The sequence below is a fragment of the Streptomyces turgidiscabies Car8 genome (genome assembly GCF_000331005.1).
GTDB lineage: Bacteria > Actinomycetota > Actinomycetes > Streptomycetales > Streptomycetaceae > Streptomyces > Streptomyces turgidiscabies.
The window spans coordinates 586537-602359 of record NZ_AEJB01000361.1; the positions used below are offsets into that span (position 1 = coordinate 586537).

Annotated in this window: 18 protein-coding genes; 11 read left to right on the plus strand and 7 right to left on the minus strand. The window is 69.9% G+C overall.

Features of this window, described 5'->3' with window-relative positions:
- Positions 1-42 precede the first annotated feature (42 nt).
- The 11 genes from STRTUCAR8_RS26650 to STRTUCAR8_RS26700 all read left to right on the plus strand — a co-directional run bounded on the left by STRTUCAR8_RS26650 (position 43) and on the right by STRTUCAR8_RS26700 (position 9019).
- Complete coding sequence (locus STRTUCAR8_RS26650; RefSeq protein ID WP_006378671.1) at positions 43-534, plus strand: LuxR C-terminal-related transcriptional regulator; 492 nt, start codon at positions 43-45, stop codon at positions 532-534.
- A gap of 77 nt (positions 535-611) precedes the next feature.
- A complete protein-coding gene (locus STRTUCAR8_RS26655; RefSeq protein ID WP_234372661.1) occupies positions 612-1169 on the plus strand; it encodes a hypothetical protein in 558 nt (185 codons plus the stop codon).
- 95 nt (positions 1170-1264) lie between these two features.
- Positions 1265-1720 (plus strand): hypothetical protein, encoded by a 456-nt coding sequence (locus STRTUCAR8_RS26660; protein ID WP_006379196.1) that lies wholly within the window; start codon positions 1265-1267, stop codon positions 1718-1720.
- A gap of 74 nt (positions 1721-1794) precedes the next feature.
- Positions 1795-2397 carry a hypothetical protein gene (locus STRTUCAR8_RS26665; RefSeq protein ID WP_006378936.1) on the plus strand — a complete coding sequence of 201 codons (603 nt, stop codon included), beginning with the start codon at positions 1795-1797 and terminating at the stop codon, positions 2395-2397.
- Positions 2398-2692: 295 nt separating this feature from the next.
- Positions 2693-3343 carry a DUF6624 domain-containing protein gene (locus STRTUCAR8_RS48795; RefSeq protein ID WP_006379180.1) on the plus strand — a complete coding sequence of 217 codons (651 nt, stop codon included), beginning with the start codon at positions 2693-2695 and terminating at the stop codon, positions 3341-3343.
- Complete coding sequence (locus tag STRTUCAR8_RS26675) at positions 3340-4269, plus strand: endonuclease/exonuclease/phosphatase family protein (RefSeq protein WP_006378717.1); 930 nt, start codon at positions 3340-3342, stop codon at positions 4267-4269. The genes STRTUCAR8_RS48795 and STRTUCAR8_RS26675 overlap by 4 nt, the downstream gene beginning before the upstream one ends.
- Entirely contained in the window at positions 4266-5102 is an 837-nt protein-coding gene (locus tag STRTUCAR8_RS26680; protein ID WP_006378895.1) for an endonuclease/exonuclease/phosphatase family protein, read from the plus strand. Before STRTUCAR8_RS26675 ends, STRTUCAR8_RS26680 begins: the two co-directional genes overlap by 4 nt.
- Positions 5103-5156: 54 nt before the next feature.
- Entirely contained in the window at positions 5157-6050 is an 894-nt protein-coding gene (locus tag STRTUCAR8_RS26685) for an endonuclease/exonuclease/phosphatase family protein (protein ID WP_006378615.1), read from the plus strand.
- Between the two features lie 26 nt (positions 6051-6076).
- Positions 6077-6970, plus strand: coding sequence for an exonuclease/endonuclease/phosphatase family protein (locus STRTUCAR8_RS26690; protein WP_006378720.1), 894 nt, complete (start codon positions 6077-6079; stop codon positions 6968-6970).
- A gap of 32 nt (positions 6971-7002) precedes the next feature.
- The gene (locus STRTUCAR8_RS26695) at positions 7003-7569 is read left to right on the plus strand and encodes a DUF6302 family protein (protein WP_006379235.1); all 567 of its coding nucleotides are present in this window, start codon (positions 7003-7005) and stop codon (positions 7567-7569) included.
- 145 nt (positions 7570-7714) lie between these two features.
- Positions 7715-9019 carry an NsdA family TPR-like regulatory protein gene (locus tag STRTUCAR8_RS26700; RefSeq protein ID WP_024127148.1) on the plus strand — a complete coding sequence of 435 codons (1305 nt, stop codon included), beginning with the start codon at positions 7715-7717 and terminating at the stop codon, positions 9017-9019.
- Between the two features lie 82 nt (positions 9020-9101).
- Here STRTUCAR8_RS26700 and STRTUCAR8_RS48450 read toward each other — a convergent pair whose 3' ends face one another.
- The 7 genes from STRTUCAR8_RS48450 to STRTUCAR8_RS26735 form a co-directional block, all read right to left on the minus strand.
- Positions 9102-10205, minus strand: coding sequence for an SAM-dependent methyltransferase (locus STRTUCAR8_RS48450; RefSeq protein WP_006378582.1), 1104 nt, complete (start codon positions 10203-10205; stop codon positions 9102-9104).
- A gap of 94 nt (positions 10206-10299) precedes the next feature.
- A complete protein-coding gene (locus STRTUCAR8_RS26710; protein ID WP_006378663.1) occupies positions 10300-10872 on the minus strand; it encodes a nitroreductase family protein in 573 nt (190 codons plus the stop codon).
- A complete protein-coding gene (locus tag STRTUCAR8_RS26715; RefSeq protein WP_006378769.1) occupies positions 10869-12143 on the minus strand; it encodes a cation:proton antiporter in 1275 nt (424 codons plus the stop codon). Before STRTUCAR8_RS26715 ends, STRTUCAR8_RS26710 begins: the two co-directional genes overlap by 4 nt.
- 74 nt (positions 12144-12217) lie before the next feature.
- Positions 12218-13084 (minus strand): dimethylarginine dimethylaminohydrolase family protein, encoded by an 867-nt coding sequence (locus STRTUCAR8_RS26720; RefSeq protein WP_006378929.1) that lies wholly within the window; start codon positions 13082-13084, stop codon positions 12218-12220.
- Positions 13085-13213: 129 nt separating this feature from the next.
- Entirely contained in the window at positions 13214-13648 is a 435-nt protein-coding gene (locus STRTUCAR8_RS26725; RefSeq protein WP_006378701.1) for a GFA family protein, read from the minus strand.
- Positions 13648-14478: a DUF3865 domain-containing protein gene (locus STRTUCAR8_RS26730; RefSeq protein ID WP_006378897.1), complete on the minus strand. Its 831-nt coding sequence runs from the start codon at positions 14476-14478 to the stop codon at positions 13648-13650. Before STRTUCAR8_RS26730 ends, STRTUCAR8_RS26725 begins: the two co-directional genes overlap by 1 nt.
- Positions 14475-15797, minus strand: coding sequence for a JmjC domain-containing protein (locus STRTUCAR8_RS26735; protein ID WP_006378816.1), 1323 nt, complete (start codon positions 15795-15797; stop codon positions 14475-14477). The genes STRTUCAR8_RS26730 and STRTUCAR8_RS26735 overlap by 4 nt, the downstream gene beginning before the upstream one ends.
- Positions 15798-15823 lie beyond the last annotated feature (26 nt).

The window sequence follows — 15823 nt, forward strand, 5'->3', positions numbered from 1 at the left end:
ACCCCGCGTTCGTCACACAACATCGCCGACCCAGGACTCCACATGACCACCGCCCTGCCCGCCACGACCCTCACTGCTGACCAGCGGCGCGTCGCCGCGCGACTCGTCTACGGCGTGTCCAACAAGGCGATCGCCAGCCAGGTCTGCCTGTCCGTGGATGGCGTGGCCAGCCACCTCGGTGCGGCCCGCAAGAAGATGGGCTGCCCGGGATCTTCGCGCGCCGTCCTCGTCCACACCCTTCTCGCCGCCCGGGAGGTTCCCCCACCGGCCAGCAGCGGGACGGTTCCGGCGTTCACCAAGCACGAAGTGACGGTCATACGGGCCATCGCCAAGCACACCCTCAACGCCGACATCGGGAATGCCATCGGTGTGCCGGCCGACGACGTGCGCGCCGAAATCGACGCCACCGTGGACAAAGGGAACGCCCGCAACGCAACCCACCTGGTCGGGCTGGCACACACGTGGGGCATTCTCGGCACCTCGGACACTCAGCCCGAGACCGAAGCAACGGCTACGGCGGAGCCCGCCCGATGAGCGCCCAGGGCAGCTTCCATGACGGCGACCGGCGACAATCTCCGACGGGCCGTAGGCCCACGGCGCCCGTATACGAGGTGCTGCCGATCAACACCGACGCCGCTCGCGCTGAAGCCGCGGCCCTGGCCACAGACCGCGCCCACCTGCTCGCTGGACAGGGCATAACCGTCTCCGCCGATCGCGCCAATGCCCTTCTCCGGGAAGCCGGCGCCCTTGGGTTCTACGAGGGCGGCATCCTCGTCGGCGCTCTTGTCCTGCACAGAGATCCGGAGATGCGGCACTGGGGCGCCGACGGCCGCGATCCGGGACTTCTGGTCTCCCTTGACCCGGTGACGGCCGGGTCGAGCCAGGTCGGACGGATGATGACCCTGTGGCTTGCCGATTACGCGGCCAACAGCCGGCTGATGTGGATCTGGTGCGATGTTCCGTGCCAGCCCGGAGCCGCCGATGAGGCAGCCCAGTGGTTACTGAAGTACCTGTGCGACCTCGGGTGGGAGACCCGATCGCCGACCAGTCGGAGTCCGACCGGTGAACGCGTCGTCCGTCTGCGGCTGCGCGCCCACGCCAGACCCGCGCTGACAGAGGCGATCTCCGATCCGCACGCAGTCGGGCCCCCGGCGGTGAAGGCGCTATGACGGCGCTTCACCTCGTCCGCCCAAACCCGCTCCGAGAACCTCCACGCGCTGTCGCTGCTGCGCTCCTGCAGCCCCGATCCCACAAGGACACATTGATGCGCTTGACGTCCTCCCCGTACGAATCCCCGTCCCTCACCTTGCCGCCGTGGGTACCGCCGCCTGGCGGCCTACGTACCTGGGGGTGCGGCGAGCACTTCGACGCCGTACGGCTCCCGGCAACCCTCGCACCTCCGCTGATCGCCTTACTACAGGCCGCCGGTGGGCACGGGCCGGTGCTCGCCGACCCCTACAGCGGCAGCTGGCACATCCTCCTCGACCCCGACTCCGTCCGCCCCGGGCCGTGGGCCCGTCACGGGATACGCCTTCTGCGGCCCGGCACCCGCCTCACGATCCCCGCCGCACAAGTCACCGCCGGCACCGACCTGCACTGGCACACCCCACCCGGCGCCGGCTACACCCACGCCGAGCTGCTCAACGGCGCGCTCACCGCTCCGTCCGGCCTCACCAGCACCCCGCGCCGCGCCGCCCCGCGCCCCAGGGCCAGCCGGTGACCAACAACGCCTCCATAGGCGCACCCGGCACCCTCCTCGGGCCTGCGCCAAGCCCTCATTCCGCCGGAAGCTCCGTGCACCCCACCACACCTCCGTACCTGATCCGTCACCTGGACGGACGTACCGAATACGAAGTGCTCAGCGCCCAGGTCATGACTTGGCGCCGAGAGCGCGAGCTGCCCGCGGAGAGCGCCCGGCCGATACTCGATTCCTTGCGCGACGAGCGCGAGATGGCCGTCCTTGTAGACACCGACGACAACGCCTTCGTCGCCTGCCTCCAACTCGATCGGACCGCTCTGGCCGCGCCGCCGTGGACGGACTCCGACACCGCTCAGCCGACACTGGCGTTGTCCTGCGCCGCTGCCGCCCCAGGCGTCGGCTACAGGATCGGCTGGCTCCTGACGATCTGGGCCCGCCATTACGCCGCCCTGTGTGACTACACCCGGGTGGCGTGCACCGTCCCCCTTCGCCACCACCGTGACTCCGCCGGCGAGCGCCTCATCGGTCATCTGGTGGACGAGTGCGGGTGGAACCGTCACCGGTCGGCGGGCCCGCCCGACGGACTGGTCGTCCTGCTGACCGCAGATGCGTGCCGCGCGGACAGTCTCGACGCCTTCATCACCACGGAGATCCCCGTACTGCCCGCAGTGTCCGCGGAGAAGGAGCCCGCTTCATGAGCAAGGTGACCCTGCCGGACAGGCCGAAAGACGGTCGGGCACTGCGGCGGCACGGCGCGGCCGTCCACTCCAGAGGGGGCGGTGCCGTGAAGACCCGGTTCTCCCTGAGCGGTGACCTCTGGCTACGGGTGTCGCTGCAGCTGACACGTCTTCTGCTCACGGTCCGCGTGCCGCCCCCGGGCTTCCGCGACATAGGGCCCTTCGCCAGCTTCAACACCCCCTCATCCCCCACCATGGCTCCGCTTGCGCGGGCTCAGTGCCGCCACGGGCAGACTGGCAACACAAAGCGCGGCCGTTGGGCGGCAGGACCCTCCAGGCCGGTGACACCGTGAGCGAGCCGTACGAGTCGAGCCCGAGTCACGCCGCGTTCGCTGCCGAACTGCTGAGCCGCGTGGAAATCACCAGAGAGCAGTGGCGCACGCCCGGGCCGGAACGCGTCCGCATGGCAGCAGATGCCCTCGCGGCCACCCAGAAGGCGCAGCAGGACAACGCCGTGGCGCTGCACCGCATCGTGGAGAGTCTCAGGCAGTGGCCGGGGCGCCGGACGGTGGGCCAGAACGCGTGCCAGGCGGCCGTGAGTATCGCGGTCCACTGCGACCACGATCCGGCTTTTCAGCAGAGGCTTCTGCGACTGCTCCAAGTGGCCGTAACAGCGGGTGAAGCCACTCGTGCCCAGCTGGCTCACCTGCACGACCGCTGCCTCGTCAACGCCAGGCAGCCCCAGCTGTACGGCACCCAGCACTGGTACCGCTCTGATGGGCAGCTCCAGCCGCACCCGATCGCCGACCTCGCGCAGCTCGACACCCGAAGGGCCGGCGCTGACCTGCCTCCCTACGCCGAGCAGGCCCGGCACCTCCGCGAGCGCCACGGGCCGCTCGGCTCCTTATCGACCTCCGCTACAGCGGACCCGATCCCCTTCTCCTTGCCCGAGAGGTGCGCGGCATGAACGAATCGATCACCGTTCTGAACTGGAATCTGGAGAAGGGCATCAACCTGGAGGCGGGCGCCCGCTGGGTCCAGGAGCAGCGCCCTGACATCTTCTTCCAGCAGGAAGTCCAACCGGACCAGCTCGCCCGGGTGTCGGAACTCCTGGACATGGACGGCCATATCGCTGTCCCGCGACCCGGCAGCTCCAACGACAACGCGATCTTCGTCCGCCGCGATGGACCGCTGGTGTGCACGGAGGAATACCCGCAGGCATGGGCACCCTGGCACGCGCCGGCGAACCTCGCCGTCCGCCTCCGCGACGCTGACGGCACCCTCAGCCCCCGGCAGATCAGCGCCGTCAGCATGCACACCTGCTACTGGTCGCCCGAGCACCGCCTGACCGAGTCCCGCTGGTGCACCACTCTCGCCAAACCCGGCTGGCTGGCCATGATCTTCGGCGACTGGAACAGCTATCGCGTCGGCACGGACATCCGCTGGGACGACTACACCGACCACGCCTTCGTCGCCAACCGCACCTACGACTGCGCCGGCCGGCGGCACACAGACGTGCGCCCCGACCGTGAACTGCTGGCGGCCGGCTACGTCGAGATGGCACGCCACGCCGCCGAGCACCTCGATCAGCCCGAAGCTCTGGCCCCCAGCTCCGGCTACCGCGACCACCCCGGCCGACCGAAAGGCCCCAGGTACTGCATCGACCGCGGATACCTCAGCGCGGAACTCGCCCCAGCCCTGACCAGCTTCACCGTCTGCGACAGCCCTGAATTGCGCCGGCTGTCCGACCACCTGCCTCTGCGTGCCGAGTTCGACTTCGCGCAGATGCGCACCATCCTGCACCGGTCTGCAGCGATGTATCAGCCGCACGACAACCGGCACGCCGCGTCGGTCCGCGGCCGCCACCCGGCGGCTGTCGGCGGTGTGGCATGACCATCACCGTGCGGCTGGGTACGTACAACCTGCTCAACGGCGGCGGTGAACGCTGGCGCGCCCAGGCGGAGTTCCTGCGGGCGCAGAACCTGGACGTCCTGTGCCTGCAGGAGGCGAAGAGGTGGGACGAGGGCGGCTACGCCCGCATGCTCGGCTTCGCCGAACTTCTTGGAATGCAGGCGCAGTTCGCCCCGTCGAATAGCCACAACTGCCACCTGGTCACGCTCTACCGGTGGCCCCGCGTGCGGTGCACGGCGTTCCACCTCGATGTCGCAGAAGGCACCTTCCACCACGTCGTCTCGCGGGCCCACCTCACCGTGGATGGCCGCGAACTCACCGTACTCAACACTCACCTGGCGCCCTTCAGCGGCAGCAGCCGCTCCCGCGAAGCCGACTGGCTGACCGAGTACGGCGCCGCCGGCCGGCGCGTCGTCCTGGCCGGAGACCTGAACGTCCAAGGTGTCGTCGACGAGGAGCTGGAGGACTGGGGAGTCATTCCGGCCGAACTGCACTCCCGCCACCGGTCGCAACTGGCCGACGGCAGCTACGGCGGCAGTGACCGCCTGGCGATGGCCAAGCTCGTGCACGCAGGCTTCATCGATCCTGTCGCGGCGCTCGGCATCCCGGTGCCACGCACGGCCGGCTACTGGAGCGACGCCGAGCGGTGGGACCACCGCTCGGATCACATCCTCCTCGCGCCGGACCTCGCTCCCGCCCTCACCGGGTGCGAGGTCCCCGATACCGAGGAAGCCCGGGGCCTGAGCGACCACCTGCCGTTCATCGTCACGCTCGAACTGCCCCAGGCGGATGCAGCTCTCACCCCCGACCGGTGAACCGCGCCGCCGTTCCCGTCCACCGTCGAGACCGTCAGCAAGGAGAACCCACACGTGACCGATGAACTGCGCGTCGTCTGTTGGAACATCGAGCACAACGGCCGCGGCCCGAGCGGAGGCGACGACCACCGCGACCTGGCCCGCGACATCCTCGCCGACATCGAACCGCACATCGTGCTGCGCCAGGAGCTGACCGGCGCGTGGGACCGGGGGAAGGCCGACCTGTACGCCGAGGCCAACCGGCTCGGCGGCCTCACGCCGTTTATGGCCGCGCCACGCGAGGGGCGCAGCCGCAACCCCGTCGGCGTGATGGTCGATCCCGCCCTGTTCCTCGTCGACGGCGAGTTCGAGCACGACCTGGCGTGGAAGCCGATCTGCAATCCCCGTGTCCGCCTCAAGGGGTGTCCGAAGTCACTGGATCTGGCGTCGGCCCACCTGTGCCACTTCGACCCGGACATGCGCGCGACCGAGGCGAGGAGGCTCACCACGCTCGCCGACCACGGCCGGAGCGCCCTCGTCGGGATGGACGCCAACAGCTACCCGCACCAGACGGCACTGGAGTCCGTGGCGCTCCCGGACTGGGACAAAGTCGCGGACCGCGTCCACTACCAGCACCGCACCATCGAGCGTGACGGCCGCCGCGTCTCGGACACCCGGCCGGATGAGATCCTCTCCGGCGGCGATCCGGTCTTCACCGATCTCGGCCTGCACGCCGCCACCACCCTCGGCCGGCCCGGCGCGCTCGCGGCGACGGCGAGTCTGAAGCGCACCGACCAGGGGGCGGCTCAGCGCATCGACCGCATGTATGGCACCCCCGATCTCGCCCCGGCCCTCATCGGCTTCGACGTCCTGGCGACCGACGAGGTGCGGGAGGTGTCCGACCACGCCCTGCTCGTCGCGCGGTTCGACCTCAACGTCCTCCGCCAGGTCCTCACGCCTGCCCGCTGACACTTCTATCTCTGGGGGAAATCTCCATGCTCATCAACGCGGCGATCTGCAACTTCGAGAACAACGGCGGCGGCGACCGCGCACTGTGGCAGCGGATGCACGACAAGTTGGCGTCGCTCGACCTGCATCTGCTCCTGCGGCAGGAGGTGTGGAACGCGCAGGACGACGGCAACGCGCTCGCAGACGCGGCCGAAGCCGTGCTCGGCATGGCCGGACTGATCGGCCCCGAGTGCTGCACCGCCCTCTACCACGACACCAACCTCTTCACCCCCGTCGGCGAGTTCCCGAAGACCGGCCCCATGTGGGTGCTCCCGCCGACCGTGCGCAGCCTGCAGCTCGCTGGCACAGCCCCTGGCGCGGTCCCGTTGATCGTGGGCTCATACCACCTCAACTACGGCTCCACCACCACGCGCCTGTCGGAGGCCGAGCGGCTGACCCAGTGGAACGACAGATGGGTCAAGGTCGACGGCCGGCGCGTCCACTACCCGGCGCTGCTCGGCGGCGACAACAGCTACCCCGTGCCCGGCACCCCAGGGGATCCGGCCCTGCCCGTCCTGGAGGAGATCCCCGACGAGCCCCACCGGGCGCACCGCTCCTACATCGGACTGGACAACGTGCGCCGGATGGACGACCGACCGGACGACACCCTGCGCACCGCCGGCCTCCAGGACGTCGCCCGCCACCTCGCCACCACCGCGGGCAACACCGCCGCAGTCGCGCCGACGGTCGACGCCTACGAAACGCACGGGCCGGACTCGCGCATCGACCGGATCTACGCCAGCAAGCAGCTCCTGCCTGCCGTGCGCGAGGTCGAGGTCATCAATATGAAGGGCTTATCCGACCACCACACGGTCGTGGTGCGCCTGGACCGGGACACCCTCACCAACATCCTCAACAACCCGATCAGCCGCACGGCATGACCGAAGGCCACGGCGGAAGGCACACGCTCCGCATGCCCCGCTCCCTGGTCGCGCGCATTGCCGCGCTGCTCTGCCGTCCCTCGCCCCAGGGGTGTGCCGAGGACTACACCTGGTTCCGGCAGCGCCTTGCCGAACCGGACCTCCTCGACTGCGCGGTCGGTGTGAAGGTGGACGGCGACGTGCTCCTCGCGGTGCCCGTCGGCGGCACCCGCAGGGGTGGCTACCTGTCCGTGGGCACCGTGACCGACGCCGTGCGTGTCTGGGCGGCCCTTCGGGGTCGACCTGGCTTTCCGCGTATCCGGCTCGGCCTGTCGGTCTACTTCGACACCTGTCACACCGTCGACTGGGGCCCTCGACAGCCCTGGGACGACGCAGAGCGCGGCAAGTACTTCGGGTACGCGCCGTCCGCCATCCACGCCTTTCTCCGTCACGTCTCGATATACGACCAGCATCCCGAGCCCGCAACGGGCGAGACGGACCCGATCGGTGGGCGGACCGGGCAGCAGGATCCGCTGCTGTCGGCGACCCGGGGCACCTGGCCGGCGATCGGCACTCCTTCACCTCTCGTCATCCGCCGTATCTCGAAGGACCAGCGATGACCGTCAGCCGGACAACGCTGGTCCTGGAGAGCTTCGGCCCACAGGCCCGCCGAAGCCGCAGCAAGCCGAGGCACCCGGGCGCACGGGGCCCAGCCGTCGACGCTCCGGTTCTCTTCCTGTCCCCACCGGGATGGGCGGCGCGACGATGAGTCCGAGATCGGAGCGCAACGAGGTCTTACTCAAGCACCTTGAGATGCTGGACTGGTCGATGAGCGGCTTCGCCCGCCGGATCGGCGCACGGTGCGAAGCGATCCGTCTGCCCTATTCGGTGGTCACGAGCACCGTCTCGCGGTGGTGCAAGGGCGCGACGCCCGGCGACGACCTGGCAGCCGCCGCATGTTACGTGCTGTCGGCAGCGCTGAACCGGGTCGTGACGCCGGAGAGCTTGGGCTGGCCGTCTGACACCGGCCTGGTCGCGGCACAGTCGTTGGAGTACTTGGACGTCCCCCACGCCGTGCGCATGCTCTCCAAGCTGTGGGCCTTGGATGCCATGCGCAGGCGCAACGTGGTCAAGAGCGCGTTCTCTCCGAGCGTGTTCGGTCCTGCGTCGCGGGAGGCACTCGTGATGCCGGCGGACGCCGTTATCGGTGGCCAGGGACGGCACAAGGTCACGGCGGCGGACATCGACCTGCTTGACGAGCAGACCAGGTTGTACGGAAGGCTGGACTCGCAGCACGGCGGGGGCAAGTTCCGCGGGGTGTTCGCGTCGATGATGGACACGCACGCCACGCCGATGTTGAACGGGAGCTTCTCCGCGCGGACCGGGCGCCGGCTGTACGGCAGCGTGGTGGACGCGGTACTCGCGATGGCGTCGATGGCCTACGACGACCAGCTCCCCGGCCTGGCCCAGCGATACGACCTTCAGGCGATGCGGCTCGCCCAGGCGATCGGCGACCGCGCCCGCATCACCCGGGTCCACATCCACCAAGCCCGACTGGCTGCGACCCAGGGCGGGCGGGCCGACGTCCTCGCGCACGCCCGCAGTGCTGTCCTGGCGGCCGAGGGGACGCCTCCCCTCGTCAGGGCCTACGCGTGCGTGACCGAAGCGCGAGCATGGGCGCTGAACGAGCAGACGGACCATGTCGTGGCTGCGGTGAAGCGTGCCCGCGAGTTCTTCGCCCGCGCTCAGAGCAGCACCGGCCCGACCTGGCTGGAGTGGTTCGACCTGCGCGAGTTGGAGGGGCAGGCGGCATGGGCATTCGCCGTGGCAGGGCTGGCCGAACAGGGGGTACAGGCCCTGAAGGAGGCGTCGGCCCTTCCGTCGGACCGGACACGGGACACGGTTGAACTCCTGATCACCGAGGCCGAGCTGGCCCGGCTGCGCGGCGACTCGGCTGAGCACGCGACTGCCTCGAAGCGCGCCTCCCAGGCGTCCCAACACCTGATGAGCCGGCGGCTCTCCGAACGTCTCGACCACTTGAAGGCAGGCGAGCCGCTACGCGGCTTCTGACCTGTGCTGTACGCATCCGAGGCCAGAGGCCGCCACGTCGTGCTCTGACCCGGCTGCGAAACCCGCCTGCCCTGGGCGTCTGTCAGCTTGTCGGGAACAGGCTCCGGTAAATCCAGTGGGCCCTGAAGGGACCGCCGTGGTGCGGGGATTCCAGGGAGCCGTGGTGGCCTTCTCCATTCGGGGTGTGCAGTGCGGCACTGAGTTGATAGTCCGGATGAACCCCGTCGTCGCTGAGAGCGGCCGCGAAAGTGAGTTCCAGGACGTCTCCAGGAGCGACGGGCCTGGGGATGTCGAAGAGCGGCAGGTAGATGGTGGCCCAGTTCGTCTTCATGTGCAGGGCATCCAGTGGCTCTTCGTCCGGCAGGCACCAGAGATTGAGCCATGTGAGCACGCCGTCCACGCGGCCGGGCCGCGTGATGACCAAGCGCGTTGTCCTGCGCTGCTCCGTCCGCAGATCGCCGTTGAAGTCGAGCACCTCGACGGGCACGCCTTCGGAGAGCAGCGCCCCGATAGAGGGGTTTTCGACCCTGAGCCGCACGTCGAAGGGCGTGCCGTGCCAGTCGAAGATGCTCCGTAGGTACGGAAGGGATGCCTCGGCGAACGCCACCGGCTGCTCGGGAAGCAGATCGGACAGGCAGGCTGCTGCGGCCAGGGTCTCCGCGCGGTGGGGCACCACGAGTCCCCCGGGCGCCAAGAGGCGGCTCCGGGCATCGGTCAGGACGGCCGCCGCGCCTTCGGCGCCCGCCAGGGAGCCGATGATCTCCGCGACGCAGACATCGGCTCTGGGCGCGAACTGGAGGTTGGTCGACTGGCCGTGCAGGAGCGTGATCCGGTCCTGTGGGTCGAAGGCCGACAGGTTTGCCGCCGCCTTGTGGAACGCGTCCTCAATGACCTCGATGGCCACAGCGTGCCGGGCGCCCGCCTGGACTCCTTCGCGCGCCCAGAGAAGGTCTTGTCCAGTCCCGATGTCCAATATGCGCCTGTTGGGGGCGAGGTGGGACAGTGCCGTGCGGAAGCGCTTGTTGCGTTCGTCGTCGGTGGTCATGGTCGTGTAGAGGAACGGGTCGTAGATGGGGTACTCCCCCACGCTCGGCCACAGGGCGGGACGTCCTTCCTGCTCGGGTTCGGGGTCCACGCTCACGCGTACGGGGCGCCCGTGTGTCTCGATTTGGTGGATGTTGTGCATGGTCGGCCTTTCACGGTGGTGCTCAGCAGGGTTCGGTCTGGCGCCCGCAGGAGCTGTCGGGCCTGGTCTGCGTGTCCGAGTGCTGGCGGGAGGCTCAGCCGCTCGCATCGTCGGGCCAGGTGATCTTGACCGTGGTGTCGAGCGGAGGCCGTTCAGCGGAAGTGCCGGGCGTACAGCGGGTGCCGACGTACAGCCAGCCCAGCAGCTGCTCCCCATCGGCGACGCCGAGGTACTTGCGGACCTGGGGGGCCTGGATTGCGGACCCGGTGCGCCAGATCGATGCCCAGCCGTGGCTGTGCAGGAGCAGCGACAGCATGGTGACCATGCCGGTGGTGGCGGCCAGCTGCTCCCAGTCGGGAACCTTCGGATGGTCGGGTACAGGGCAGTGCACGATCGACAGGAGCAGCGGGGCGCGTAGAGGCTTCGCGGCGGCGCGCCGGGCCTGCTCCGGCGCGGCGGCTTCGCCGAGCACCTCACCGAGTCGGGCCCGCTCGTCGCCGGTCACCGCGATCAGCCGCCATGGGTGGAGTCGCCCGTGGTCGGGCGCGGTGGCCGCGGCCTGGACGAGGCGCTCCAGGTCGTGGCGGCCGGGCGCGGGCTCGGTCAAGCGGGGGGTACTGCGCCGACTGAGGACGGCTTCCAGAACCGGGTTCGGAGGCGGGGTCATCCCGTGGCCTCTCGGGCGGGGTCACGCTCGGATTCGGCGTGCGGGGCCGACGGGGTCATCCTCGGGTCGTCGCCGGCAACGCGCCTGAGTATCGGGGCGGTGGCTGCGGTGGTGATGACGGTCATGACCACCAGGAGGGTGAACAGGGGCTCGCTGATGACGCCGATCTGGATGCCGATGCCGAGCACGACGAGTTCGGTCAGGCCGCGGCAGTTCATGAGCGTGCCGACGGCGGCCGACCAGCGCCAGTCGAAGCCAGTGAGCCGCGCTGCGCCGGCAGCGCCGCCCCATTTGCCGATGACGGCGATGCCCAGGATCGCCGCTCCCCAGCCCCACTGTCCGGCCGGCAGTGTGGAGAGGTCGGTGTGCAGGCCGGTGTCGACGAAGAACAGCGGCAGCAAGAGGGGAAGGACGACAGCGCGGATGCGGGCGGCGCTGCGCTCGACGGCCCGGAGGCCCCGGGGCGCGCATGCGCCGAACAGGAAGGCGCCGAAGGCGGGGTGCACGCCGATCTGGTCGGTGGTGTAGGCGCTGAGGCACAGTCCGGCGAAAAGCAGGACCAGGACGAGGTCGTCGGAAGTGCGGCCGGCGCGTTCGAGCAGGGCGCGCAGTGCCGGGCGCAGGGCGGTGAGGCCGGCGGCGAAGGCAGCGGTCAGGGCGAGGGTGGTCAGGGCCGACAGGGCGGTGCCGGAGGTGGACAGGGCGACGACCGCGGTGAGCAGGCACCAGGCGAGAGCGTCGTCGGTGGCGGCGCAGGCCAGGGCGAAGGCACCCAGGGGCGTGGTCTCCATGCCTCTGTCAGCGAGGATCCGTGCGAGGACCGGGAAGGCCGTGATGCTCACGGCGACGGCGACGAACAGGGTGAACGGCAGCCGGCCGACCCCGTCGGGGGCGAAGTGCGGGTAGAGCGCCGCGGCCAGGCCGGCGCCGAGGGCCATGGGGAGCAGGACGCCGCTGAGGCTGACGGCGGCGACCGCGCCTCGGCTGGTGCCCAGGGTACGGAGGTCGAGTTCCAGTCCGATCAGGAAGAGGAACGTTAAAAGGCCCAGGTTGCCCAGGGCGGAGGTGATGGGCAGGACCGAGGGCGGCAAGAGATGGTGCTGGACGCTGGGGGCGAGCAAGCCGAGCAGCGAGGGTCCGAGCAGGATCCCGGCCAGGACTTCGCCGATGACCGGCGGCTGGCCGAATAGCCGTACGGCGCTCCCGCCTACCTGGCAGGCGAGGACCACGACCGGGACGGCGAGGAGCACGGGCAGCAGCGAATCGGACACGGCAGCTCCGGGAGTCGGGGCGGATGGCCGCGCGGCGGGACGGCAGGCGGGCGCCGGGCGGGGGATGGAGTGGATCAGGCGCGGGTTAGCGGCAAAGTGGTGCAGCGAAGCGAGCCGGGGATGCGGGTGACCTCGGAGTAGTCGACGGCCAGGACCTCGAGTCCGCGGCCGGCGAGCTGCGCGGCGATGCGGTCGCTGCCGACGGCGATGATCACGGTTCCCGGCGCGAGCGCCAGGACGTTGGCCTGCACTGCACGGGCTTCGTCGTCGTGGACGTCGATGAGGTCGAAGTGCTGCTCGAACCAGCGCAGTTCGGCGGGCGGGAAGACGGCGCGGTGGATGAGGGCGGTGTCGGGGGCGACGATGGTGAAGTGGTCGTCCAGGTGGACGATGCCGTCGACGGCGAAGCGGACCGGGCGCACTTCGCGGGCGACGCCGTGGTGGGACAGAGCCTGTTGCAGCGCCGTGACGCCCTTGGGGGATGTCTCCTCACCGAGGCCGACCAGGACGGTGTCGGTGTGGAGGATGACGTCACCGCCCTCGATGGTGCCCTCGTCGAGATGAACGACGTGCGGGGCCTCGGTCATGAGCGCGGTGAGCGCGTCAGCCTCCGGGAGGCGGTGAACCGAGTTCAGGCGTGCCATGACCAGGACGTGGTCGATGACGAAGGCGATGTCGCGGGGGTAGTGCTGGACCGGGCAGCCCGGCGCCGCGTCGAGGAGGGTCACCTCCGTGCCGCGGCTGCGCAGCAGGTCGATCAGGGTGTCCTGCTGGGCGCGGACGGTGGCCGGGTCGTACGGCCTCCAGGAACTGGTGGTCTTCTGGCGGGCCAGGACGGGATGGACGTCGGGACCGTCGAGGTCGGGGGTGACATCGCCGGCGTAACGCAGAGCGACGTGGCGCAGGGCGCCGTACTCGCTGGTGGCGTGCGGGATGAGCACGATGAGCCCTCCTGGGTCTGGTGCTGGGCGGGTCGAACGGCGAGGCGGACGCGGCGCAGACGAGCCCAGGAGGGGCGGGGTCCGGGGGCCGGCAGGTCAGGCTGCCGGCCCCCGGAGGTCTCGCGGGTGTCAGCCGACGGGGCTCTTCTTCTGGGTGTCTGGGACCTGGGGCAGCCAGCGCACGTTGTTGTCGCGGAAGGACTGGTTGACGGGGACGAGGTCGGCTCCGCTGGTGTTGTCCAGGGCCGTGACGACGATGCCGAGCTCGGGGACGTCGCTGTCGATCGCCGCGAGGCGGCTGCCGCAGTCCGGGCAGAATCCGCGCTTGGCCTCGCCCGGGAACGTCTCGAACCAGGTCGGCTCGACCCCGTTGGTCCAGGTGACACCGTCCGGAGCGAAGCCGGCCCACCACATCATCGGCCCGCCTCCGAGCTTCTGGCAGTGCGGGCAGCTGCACGTGTGCGGGTAGACGGCCGGCCCCTTGACGGTGAAGCGGATCCGTCCGCACAGGCATCCGCCGGAGCGCTCCTGGGCTGCGGCGACGATGTCGGGGGTGGCGTTCATCAGTTCATCTCCGAGGCACGGTGGGCGAGTTGAGCCCACCAGTGTGTCATTCCCTCTGCGATCGTGAGGAAGCCGTCGAGGGCCTGGGGCAGGTCGATGTGGAAGAGTTCACTCTCTCTGATGAATCGCGCCAGACCTTCGATGTGGGCAGCCTCGACGCTCAGCCCGCCGACCTGGGCGGCCTCGTGTTCGTCGTCGAGGTGGAGCTCGTAGTAGTAGTGCAGGGCCTTGAGCTCGCTGCCGCTGCCCTGACCGGTCAGCACGCCGTAGCGGTTGGTGATGTCGCGCAGGATCTCGGTCTCGGCGATCGCCACGGCCTCGGTCGCGTAGTAGGCGCCCGCGATGTGGCTGGGCATGTGCGAGCCGACCATCCACTGGTGGAGGTTGACCAGCGTCTCGGTCTCGCGGGCGGGCACGTGGCCGTTGACGAGGAGTCCGAGATCGGACAGGAGCGCGTTGGTGTAGAGGACGTAGTGCGCGGGGACCTTGCCGCGCTCGCCGCCCTCTTCCAGGTGGTTGCGGCGCAGCTCGTGCGCGAGTTCGGGGCAGAACCCCTCCACGCTGGTGGCGGCCGCCTTGAGGTACTGCGCGTTGTAGCGGGCGAAGACGCTCAGCTCTTCGATGTACATCCGGGCCTGGCGCTCGTTGAGGTCGGCCGCGCCGACCTTCTCGGCGATCTTCCCGTACGTCCAGTCGACCATCGGCGTCAGGTGCGCGGTGACCAGGGCGTTGCCGGAGGTGAACTTGCCCAGCAGGGTGCCGTTGACGGCGCTCTGCGTCTCGGGGTTGGCCTTGATGTACGCCTGGATGAGGCTGTTGTCGGGGGTCATTTCTTGGTGTCCTCCGTGTCGGCGGGGCGGGGCGACAGATGCAGGCCGCCGGTGGCTCCCAGGGCCCGGACGGCCGTGAGGAGTTCGGGGTTGTCAGGCAGAGCGATCGTGTCGCCGTCGTTGAGCGCGGCGACGGTGTCCCGGTCCAGGGCCGCGTCATCGAGGGCGATGCCCGTCTGATGGCCGCGCAGCAGGACCTGCCGGGTGTCGTCGCCGCTGTCGAGGGTGGTCACCTGGTAGGGGGCGATCAGGGTGATCTCGGCGCCGGGCGTCACCTGCTCGGGGTCGAAGGCGTCCGCGGCTTCCTGGCGGGCGAGGTCACCTTCGACGAGTTCCCAGCCGCCGTTGCTGAGCAGCGTGGCCCACCGCTGCTCGGCGTGCTGGCGGGCCTCGCCGCCGACGCGGTCGACGGCGAGGAGCAGCAGTTCGCGGCCGACGCCGGACAGCCGGTCGGCGACGGCGTCGAGCCCAACCGCCGTGTCCGCCATCGCGGAGGGCTCGTTGAGCGGGTCGTCGGGTCCCTCGCCGGCCAGCGCGGCGAGCACGTCCGGGATGATGCGGCTCTGCAGGATCTGCGCGTACGGGTAGGTGTAGAGCGGCATGGCCACCGAGACGGAGAAGGTGTCCTGGGTGCCGACGTGGAAGACCCGGCGGGGCAGGAACAGGGCGTCGCCCGGCTCCAGGAGGAAGTGCTCGGCCTCTTCCAGCAGCGCCTGGTAGTCGCCGAGGGTGGCCTTTTTGCCGCCAGTGAGCTTCTCGTACTGCTCGGCGGGCCAGCAGTAGAAGTTCTTGGCGTTGGGGCCGAGGTGGACGAGGAAGGCGTCCTCGTAGCCCTCGTGGATGCCGAACGCGGTCCCGCTGTAGTTGCCGGCGAAGGCGACCTGTTCGGCGCCGCCCAGGGGCAGGCCCCACCCGTCGATGACGCTCTTGAGGAAGGTGCCGAGGCCGGCGGCGAGGGCGGGGCTGATGGTCTCCAGGTTGTTGATGACCAGGGAGAACCGCTCGGCGGCGGCGACATCTTGCATCCACGGCACGAAGGCGTCCACGCCCTCGTCCCAGGAGGGGGCGGTCAATGCTTGGGCCAGGAGGTCGTCGCGGCGGTCCTCGCCGACGTAGACGCGCGCGTGCGCCTTGATGTCGGCGCTGGCGGCGTGGGCCCGGCGGATGGCCTCGAATCCCGCCAGGACGTCGTCCGGTCCGGCTGCGGCCGCGGGGATGATGCCCTTGAACAGGTAGGGCGTGGTCCGTCCGGTGGTGTGCTCGGGGAAGGTGCCGGTCCAGAATGCCTGGTCGGGGGGCCAGGGGTAGGTGCTGTTCATCAAGGGTCTCCTGATGTTCGGGCGGC